Genomic DNA, 1607 nt, shown 5'->3' on the forward strand with positions numbered 1-1607 from the left:
CATGCCGCTATGGACGCTCTGCGTCCGGCTCTTGAAGTCGTGACGCAGAGCGTCACAGGGTGCATTCCCACGCGGAGCGTGGGAACGATCAATCGTAGGCTACCAGCCGTACAAATAGACCCAGAGGGCACAGCCGGCAGCCCATACCATTCCAAAATTAATCGGCCACAACGCCCAGCGTTTGAGTGACTTGGGGATGGACGCCAGTTCTGCCTCGGTCACGTCCCCTCGTTTGATATGTGTTTTGGGCATTGCCAACAATTGATTGATCAGCAACATCCGCTGAAACCTGTCGATGTGCTGATTTCTGCCCCAAAACCGTTTGTTATCGCAGACCAGCTTGTTCTCACTGAAGTAACTTTCCAGCGCTTCGAGCTTGGTGTACTTGACGTATAAAGTGAGCCCCGAACCAACCAGCGCCCCTGCAAATAAAAAGATGGCCAGGATGAGTTGAAAATCCATGCTTAAGCGCCCTCTGGTTGAAAGATCAAATCACCGTCGATCTCTTCGATTTGCCCGCCCAGAAACGCACCGAAAGTGCCAGATGCATTGCCCGTGGCATAACCTCCTGCAGCACCGCCAATCACTGCGCAGGCCAGCGCGCCGTTTCCTTTAGCCACGACGCCCAAAAAAATTGTACAACCGCGACGGGCTAATTCCGCCCCAATACTCCCTCCCCAATAAGCCCCCGCGACACCACCCGCCAACTTCCCCGTCTCCACATACTTCGCCCGCCGACACTGCGCCTCCCGCCCCTGTACACACGCCTCCTTGATCTCCAACCCTGCCACGCCCACGTCCAGTGCCAAGCCGACATACGTGCCCTTCCCCAACCACTTCGACGCCTGCGAAATGCCCTGTATCCGCTGCGCATACCCGGCGATCTGGCCCTTGTGCAGATAGCTTTTGGTGGAAATCCCCAACACCTTCTTCAGCGCCTGATTGCCCTGCAGCCCCGTGCCAAATCGCGCCGCACCTTGCAGCTGGGTGTCCAGCCGCCCGAACAACGCCTGGCGCTGGCGAAAAAACGCGTCACGGTCCAAGCCACCGGTTTTCAGGCGCTGGTGCAGTTGCTCAATCGCTTCCAGCGTATGCGCCACTTCGTCCAGGTGCCGCGCCCACGCCGATGTCGCGCTGCCCACACCCAACGAGCCATAGCCCAGCAAACTTTGCAGCAGGTCATAATTATTGACCACTTGGGTGCCTGCGCCAGTGTCCAGCTGCCGACGAATCGCCTCGGCCTGGCGCATCAGCCAGGCCTCTTCCAGCGAGCAGGTCACGCTGTAGGTATCGGGAACAATCACCAATTGCCCCGGCGTCACCAGCCCATGACGCAGGTGCCGGTTCAGCACGTCAAAATGATCGGAACGCTGCCGGTTCGGGGCTGCGCCCATCAAGCGGGATTTCAAGCCGAGGTAGTCCGTGGTGCGCTCGTTGATATAGCCCTGCGCCATGCTTCACATCCCTGGATGCAATGAAGATGGCGTCGGAATATAAGCAAGGGAATACGCCCCGCACACAAGCTCGGGAGGGCTGAGTCACAATTAGGAAGTTGCCTGCGTCGCAGGGAGAAAGCACCTACAAAAGGCCCCTCACCCTCACCGTTT

The 1607-nt window shown here is 58.2% G+C and carries 2 protein-coding genes; both read right to left on the reverse strand.

Features of this window, described 5'->3' with window-relative positions; all coding sequences use genetic code 11:
* Positions 1 to 99: 99 nt before the first annotated feature.
* Positions 100 to 462: a hypothetical protein gene (locus L8I05_RS29375; RefSeq protein WP_242176697.1), complete on the reverse strand. Its 363-nt coding sequence runs from the start codon at positions 460 to 462 to the stop codon at positions 100 to 102.
* 2 nt (positions 463 to 464) lie between these two features.
* The gene (locus L8I05_RS29380; protein WP_242176704.1) at positions 465 to 1454 is read right to left on the reverse strand and encodes a hypothetical protein; all 990 of its coding nucleotides are present in this window, start codon (positions 1452 to 1454) and stop codon (positions 465 to 467) included.
* Positions 1455 to 1607 lie beyond the last annotated feature (153 nt).

Origin of the sequence: Pseudomonas sp. MONT-RG-20F-20-E-7-02 (assembly GCF_022662395.1) — a bacterium.
Classification (GTDB): Bacteria; Pseudomonadota; Gammaproteobacteria; order Pseudomonadales; family Pseudomonadaceae; genus Aquipseudomonas.

Coding starts and splice junctions, on each gene's coding strand:
- L8I05_RS29375 (WP_242176697.1), bottom strand. CDS start 462: ATGGATTTTCAACTCATCCTGGCCATCTTTTTATTTGCAGGGGCGCTG.
- L8I05_RS29380 (WP_242176704.1), bottom strand. CDS start 1,454: ATGGCGCAGGGCTATATCAACGAGCGCACCACGGACTACCTCGGCTTG.